Here is a 5194-nt window from a genome sequence, read left to right as displayed (position 1 = left end):
TCATAGTGCTGTCGTGCCAAAATCTCTGTAGGCGCCAAAAAACAAGACTGACAACCTGAAAGATAAGCGGCATAGAAAGCCGTGCTGGCCACCATGGTTTTTCCACAGCCGACATCGCCCTGTATGATACGAAACATGATCTTGGTACTGGATAAATCTTCCAATACATCATCGATAGCTTTTCTTTGATCTGGCGTGCATACATAGGGAAAGCTCTGTACAAATTCTTCCACTTTCTTCATCGAAAAACGCTTTGGTTTCTTACTGATTTGTACTTCTTCTTTATGTAAAGCCTGCATAACACATTGAAAGCGCAAAAACTCTTCATATTTCAAAGTGCGTATAGCTGCCTGTAAAGCCTTTTGGCTCTGTGGTTTATGAATCTGATGAAGAACGGTTGAAAGATCCAAAAGGCGATATTTTTTAACCAGTCGTTCCGGTACAACAGATTCTATCGTATCGGCATAAGGCAAAGCGGCATCAGTAATGGCTTGTATATCCGATTGTTTCATTCCTTCGGTTAAAGAATACACCGGTATGATCCCTAACTGCTTTTCGATCGGTTTAAAATTATATTGGGCTACTGTGACATTATTCTGTCCTTGATACGTTCCAAAACAAGTGATCTTTTTTCCATAGGTAAACTGCGTTGTCCATGGACGATTAAATAAAGTGATCGTTAATTCTTCATTCCAGCTGATAACTTTAAACTTTGTCATAGAACGATTCTTGCCAAAGCGAACCACAACTGCCTTTGAACAAATCAAACCTTCAAAACAGACATTATCCTTTACTTTCCACAAAGAAAAAGGCACTGCCTGTCTGGAATCATAACGAAGAGGATAGATACGCAGTACATCTTCCACCGTTTTCGCATTCATCTTTTGAAGAAAATCACTTCTTCTTTTTGTGAGTTTTATTTTTTTTAGTTCCATGATCGATCCATGTCACTCCCACCTTTGATAAAAAATTACATTCCACTACAAGATAAAAAAGTCCGGTCAAAAATAAAATGAAAAGATTCATCAACATTGTCGTATTCAAGCCGGCCGAAGCCCACATCACAAAGGCAAACATCCAGGAGAACATCGGATTTCCAAAAACGAGGATGCTCGAAAGAATCGCATAGCCATCAAAGCCTGCTCCAATGGAAAAAATACCTCTTGTCAGCGTATCGACAAATAAAACCAACAATAAGATCATACAGTATTGATTCCAAATGGATTTAAAGGAATGTAGAAACTTATCCTCGATATAATCTTTGATTTCTTTTGCGCCGGTGATGTTTTGTGCCAAAGCACTGTACATACATAGCTGCAAAGGCTGTGCCAGTACGATCAACAGCGCGCATAATACTTGATAAGGAATCGATACATACCATTGATCCAATGCATAGACTACACTATGTAAAGGCGACAAAACACCTAATGTTATGATCAATAAAACGGCTTCCACAACCAATATCGGCAATAAAACCTCTTTTGTCCGTTCAAATTTAACTTTCCAGATCTTGGTACAAATCCAATATAAACCAACCGCGGATGCCATTCCCAAAAGAATCGTATATACGATCAACAATAGAGAAGAGCCTAAAAAAATCGTTCCGTAAATATAAAATAAATTATAAAGAAAACTCAACAAGATAGCCCACCCCATAGGTGCCATTATATTCTTAAAGGAAAAGCTGGGTTTTCTTTTTGTAAAAGTCTGCTTCATATTATTGCCTCCGTTTTACAGTGTAACAGAATCCTGGCCGATCCACAAAGCCTTTGAAGTCGGCGCATGACCAATCAGAAAAGTGTGATAAACCGGTATATTGAATTGCCTGCCCCAATCGATCAACCATTCTCGATCCTGATTTTGATCCAGTTCAGTAAACTGACCTAAAAGAAGAGAATCGATGGAAGAAAAAACATGCATCATTTCCAGCTGTGCCAGATACGAACGAATCCGGTAGCGATTGCCGGAATAGCTTTCTAAGAAAAGAGAACGTCCTTCCAGATTTGGGAAATATTCTGTTCCGGCCAACTTTAAAAAACAACGAATATTTCCACCGATATAAGCTTGATTCGTATATACGATCGAAAAATCTTTATTCACCAAATTCAATACTTCCTGTATGGGCTCATGATGACGAACCTGAAACAACAATACCTTCTTTTTTAGCCCCAGAGCATTTAATACACAAGTCAGATCACTATACCCGCAAAATATACATGGACTCTTTTGATACGCCAAAAGATCAACATACGGAAGGCATTCATTGGCAAGATCACCACCACTCACATCAAAGATAAAATCAAAATCTTCCTGAAACCACTGATTTAAATGCGCGGCTCTTGTCTTTCCATCGACATCTTCACTCAGATAGGGCGTAATCTTAACCAAATGCCCTTCTTTTTTTAAAGCTTGACATACATTTTCAATCGATTCCGGATAAACCGGATTTGACAAACGGCATATTCCAATCTTACTAGGCATAGTGCTCTCCTTTACACTCTTTTTTAAGATGGTATAATGATACCATCTTAAAGACAGAAAACAAAGAAAGGGTATGAACATGGAAAAAATCGCAGTTGTGACAGATACCGGTTCCAATATGTCCTTTGAAGAAGGCAAACGTCTGGGAATTCATGTACTTCCTTTACAGATTACCTTCGGGCAAACCGCTTATCAAGATTTAGAAGAAATAACGACCGAACAAATTTATCAAAGATTAAAGAACAAGGAGCTTCCTAAAACCAGCATGCCTGTTTATTCACGCATTGAAACTTTATTTAAAAAGCTTCAGGCTGATGGATATGATACGATTTTGGGGGTTCCATTAACGTCCGGTCTTTCCACCACAGCAGCTACTATGCAGAGTGTAGCACAGGAAATTGGCATTTCTTTTGTATTATTAGATTGTTTCAGCACTTGTCAGATACAAAAATATGTGGCCATCCAAGCTAAAAAATTGGTAGATGCACACAAATCATCCAAAGAAATCTTGGAATGTCTGCAGCCAAAAATACAGAATGCGAATTCGATCATCCTGGTAAAAGATTTAGAGCACTTAAAACGTGGCGGTCGATTGACCCCAATGGCTGCCAAACTGGCTTCTCTGTTAAAGATCTTCCCGATCTTACAGATCAATCAACAGACAAGCGGAAAAATCAATGTCTTTTCAAAAGTGCGCACCGAATCCAAAGCTTATCAGTTTGCACTTGAACAAGCCATTCAACAAATGAAAGATATTCAACATACAAAAGCTTTTTTGATTCATACGGAATACCAGGAAGGCGTTGATTTGATGAAAAAGACACTGTTAGAAGCCGGTATGCCGGAAGAAAACATTCAATTTGAAGTCATCAGTAGTGTCATTGCCGTACACACTGGTATGAAATGTACATGTTTGCAGTTTATAGAGGAGGTATAGTTTATGAAAACAGTAACTATTTGCATAACAATGGAAAACGGAAAAGAAATCAAAGCTGAGCTTTATCCGGAAATTGCCCCAAAGACCGTAGAAAACTTTGTGAACCTAGTCAAAGATCACTTTTATGATGGTTTGATTTTCCATCGTGTAATTCCCGGATTTATGATTCAAGGTGGCGATCCATTAGGAACTGGCATGGGCGGTTCTAAAAAGAACATTCCCGGGGAGTTCCAATCTAACGGATTCGTCAATCCTTTAAAACATGAACGTGGTGTTCTTTCTATGGCCAGGGCTATGGACCCAAATTCCGCCAGCTCGCAGTTTTTCATCATGCATCAGGATGCTCCACATCTAGATGGACAATATGCCGCCTTTGGAAAAGTTTTAGATGGCATGGATGTGGTTGATGAAATTGCCAATACACCAACCAATTTCCAGGATCGTCCTTTAACTGAACAAAAAATGCAGTCTATCGTACTCATTGAGGAATAACATGAAAAAGGAAATTGATATCTTAAAGGAATCGCAAAAAGTCCTGTCCAAGTTAGATCAAGGCATTCTTTTAACCACGAAATATAAAGAAAAGGTCAATACAATGACGATTGGCTGGGGTACGATCGGCATCGAATGGGGTTTACCCATCTTCATAGCCTTTGTGCGTACAAGTCGATACACCAAAGAAATGTTAGATCGATCCAAAGAATTTACTATTAATGTTTCTATCGATCAAGATGTCAAAAACATCATCGGTTATTGCGGAACCCACAGTGGAAAAGATCACGACAAGATCAAAGAGATGAATCTAACCTTGGTTCCCGGTGAAACGGCTAATGTACCAGCCATCAAAGAACTCCCGCTGACTTTAGAATGTGAAGTCTTGTATAGCCAAAATCAGGAGCTCCACAAAATACCGGCAGAGCAACAAAAGCGCTATTATCCACAAGATGTAGATTCTTCGGTTCCCGGAAGCAATCAGGATATCCATGTCATGTATATCGCTCACATTAAAAAAGCATATATTTTAGATTGATACAGCAGCTGTTCATTTTGAGCAGCTGTTTTTGTTTGCAGACTTTCAAATTCTATTTTTCAAAGATATCCTTGTTTATCCTAATATCCCTTAACTCTTACCCATATCGTTTAAACTTATTATTAGCACAACCTTTTATGGTTTTACTTAGTAACTTCTTTCTCTACTATCCCCAAGACCTTATTCAAGCAAACATAATGCGGAAAAGGCATTGCCTGTGCAATGCCCCTAGTTCAAACCTAGATTTGATTTTCCTAACATACGATCTTTTTGATCATCTGTCATTTGAGACCATATTTCTTCAAGAACCATGTTCCAATTGATCGGAGCCAATTCATCTCGCTGTTCCTGTGCAATGATTGCCGACAACAAAGCAACAATATCTCTTTGTTTCAGATCATTACGCAAGATCGGCATGATACGTTGATTCCCCATACGAAATAAGGCAAGGACCATATCTACATCAACTTCCATGTCAGCTGCCAGGTTCGTAACGGTAGAAATAACGTCTTCCAACTTTTTTGTGGATTTGATCTTTTTTGTCTCTATCATAAATTTTCCCATCCTTTCTGTTATATATATACGTAAAAAATGGGAAACTTTATTAATTTTTTTCGCTAAATTCAACTAAAAAGTTGATGTAGAGAATTAAAAATGATGTTTTTTAGTTTTGATAGAGTGTAAACACATCAATTGGCAGCTCAAAAGAACATATGTCTTTTGTCACAAAGGGAACAGTTCCCTTC

At 38.4% G+C, this 5194-nt stretch carries 7 protein-coding genes; 3 read left to right on the top strand and 4 right to left on the bottom strand.

All coding sequences use genetic code 11. The features are described 5' to 3' along the window. The 3 genes from U0M88_RS00680 to U0M88_RS00670 all read right to left on the bottom strand — a co-directional run. Positions 1-935, bottom strand: a 935-nt coding sequence (locus U0M88_RS00680; protein ID WP_331868597.1) for a DEAD/DEAH box helicase, incomplete at its 3' end; no start/stop codon positions are given. Next, on the bottom strand, positions 895-1716 hold the full coding sequence (locus tag U0M88_RS00675) for a hypothetical protein (RefSeq protein WP_117446021.1): 822 nt from the start codon (positions 1714-1716) through the stop codon (positions 895-897). The genes U0M88_RS00675 and U0M88_RS00680, both read right to left, overlap by 41 nt. Positions 1717-1731: 15 nt before the next feature. Then, entirely contained in the window at positions 1732-2481 is a 750-nt protein-coding gene (locus U0M88_RS00670) for an LD-carboxypeptidase (RefSeq protein WP_331868596.1), read from the bottom strand. Between the two features lie 79 nt (positions 2482-2560). Here U0M88_RS00670 and U0M88_RS00665 point away from each other — a divergent pair, with 79 nt between their 5' ends. From U0M88_RS00665 to U0M88_RS00655, 3 genes are read left to right on the top strand one after another with little or no spacing between them, the layout of a single operon-like run. Then, positions 2561-3418: a DegV family protein gene (locus tag U0M88_RS00665; RefSeq protein WP_331868595.1), complete on the top strand. Its 858-nt coding sequence runs from the start codon at positions 2561-2563 to the stop codon at positions 3416-3418. A 3-nt stretch (positions 3419-3421) separates the two neighbouring features. Then, positions 3422-3910 carry a peptidylprolyl isomerase gene (locus tag U0M88_RS00660; RefSeq protein ID WP_022790520.1) on the top strand — a complete coding sequence of 163 codons (489 nt, stop codon included), beginning with the start codon at positions 3422-3424 and terminating at the stop codon, positions 3908-3910. Between the two features lies 1 nt (position 3911). After that, positions 3912-4448, top strand: a complete 537-nt coding sequence (locus U0M88_RS00655) for a flavin reductase family protein (RefSeq protein ID WP_331868594.1) — start codon at positions 3912-3914, stop codon at positions 4446-4448. A gap of 228 nt (positions 4449-4676) precedes the next feature. Here the strand turns inward: U0M88_RS00655 and U0M88_RS00650 are convergent, their stop codons facing one another. Further along, positions 4677-5000 carry a hypothetical protein gene (locus tag U0M88_RS00650; protein WP_117446026.1) on the bottom strand — a complete coding sequence of 108 codons (324 nt, stop codon included), beginning with the start codon at positions 4998-5000 and terminating at the stop codon, positions 4677-4679. Positions 5001-5194: the final 194 nt, after the last annotated feature.

This window comes from Faecalicoccus sp., from assembly GCF_036552745.1.
Lineage (GTDB): Bacteria > Bacillota_I > Bacilli_A > Erysipelotrichales > Erysipelotrichaceae > Faecalicoccus.
This window is presented reverse-complemented; position numbering and strand designations above follow the sequence as displayed.

Bases quoted from the DNA above. Each gene is read 5' to 3' on its own strand.
- U0M88_RS00670 (WP_331868596.1), bottom strand. From the start codon at position 2,481: ATGCCTAGTAAGATTGGAATATGCCGTTTGTCAAATCCGGTTTATCCG.
- U0M88_RS00665 (WP_331868595.1), top strand. From the start codon at position 2,561: ATGGAAAAAATCGCAGTTGTGACAGATACCGGTTCCAATATGTCCTTT.
- U0M88_RS00655 (WP_331868594.1), top strand. From the start codon at position 3,912: ATGAAAAAGGAAATTGATATCTTAAAGGAATCGCAAAAAGTCCTGTCC.
- U0M88_RS00650 (WP_117446026.1), bottom strand. From the start codon at position 5,000: ATGATAGAGACAAAAAAGATCAAATCCACAAAAAAGTTGGAAGACGTT.
- U0M88_RS00660 (WP_022790520.1), top strand. From the start codon at position 3,422: ATGAAAACAGTAACTATTTGCATAACAATGGAAAACGGAAAAGAAATC.
- U0M88_RS00675 (WP_117446021.1), bottom strand. From the start codon at position 1,716: ATGAAGCAGACTTTTACAAAAAGAAAACCCAGCTTTTCCTTTAAGAAT.